Here is a 1,028-nt window from a genome sequence, read left to right on the forward strand (position 1 = left end):
GTGAAGTGGTTTGACAGGATCAAGACGGCACTCTGGCGAGTGCTGCTGCGCCTCTCGGCGCAGTTGCACGAGCCAAGCAGCCACGCCGCCATCGACGCGTCGTTTTTCGACCGCGAAAACGCCAGCAAACACTACTGCCGGTGGACGAATTACCGCGTTCAGACACTCAAAACGACCGCAATCGTGGACACAGAAAGCCACGCGATTCTGGACGTTCACTGTACGACAGAGAAACGTCACGACACACAGCTCGGCTGGCGACAAAGGGTACGACTGGATGGAGTTACGCGAGAAACTCCGCGAAGAGGGCGTCAGACCACTGATCAAACATCGAGAGTTCCGGCCCATCGAACCGCGCGTTGTGCGCGTGATCGATGGCCCTCGCTACCGTCAGAGAGCGATGTGTGAGACCGTCTTCTCGACGATCAAGCGCACGCTCGGCGACGCCGTGCGTGCGCGAACTTGGTACGGTGAATTTCGAGAACTCGTCCTGGTGTGTGCGGTTCACAACATCAAGCAGTCTCTGAACCCATGAAATCAAGCTACGTTTGGCGATTCACCACGGCCGTTCGGACCAAAATACAGCTCGGAGACAGTCGAATAGGGTGAGACGGTCGGGAACGGCGAGATCGTCACGGTTCGTTGGTACGATGCGAGCCTATGGGTGACGGCCATCTACAGGGAAAGTTTACGACCCTCAATGGCATCGTCGTCTGCCGGCGATTCAATTCAGTTGACTAGGTCAACCGGAAATCACTATCGATGAATTCAGGCAGTTATGATTAAACACTATATAGAAAATATTATAAGTGTGTTTGACAATTGTTTAGAATATGGAGGATGACATTCCTACTCGACGAATCGTTTTAAAAGGCCTTGGCAGTGCGGCTGCTCTTGGTATGTATACAGGCAGTGGAACGGCAAGTAGTGAACTCAGCTTTGCACGTTAGCGTCAGCTGTTGAATGAACGAACAGGTGATCGATTTCTTCCATCAGGTCATCGACGCCACGATCATTATTGTCCCGAA

General features: G+C 52.9%; 1 pseudogene. It reads left to right on the top strand.

Going from position 1 to position 1,028, the window contains the following annotated elements:
- The first annotated feature begins 39 nt into the window (after positions 1-39).
- Positions 40-535, top strand: a pseudogene (locus tag OB916_RS16920) (transposase).
- Positions 536-1,028: the final 493 nt, after the last annotated feature.

This window comes from Halapricum hydrolyticum, from assembly GCF_025517535.1.
Taxonomy (GTDB): Archaea; Halobacteriota; Halobacteria; order Halobacteriales; family Haloarculaceae; genus Halapricum; species Halapricum hydrolyticum.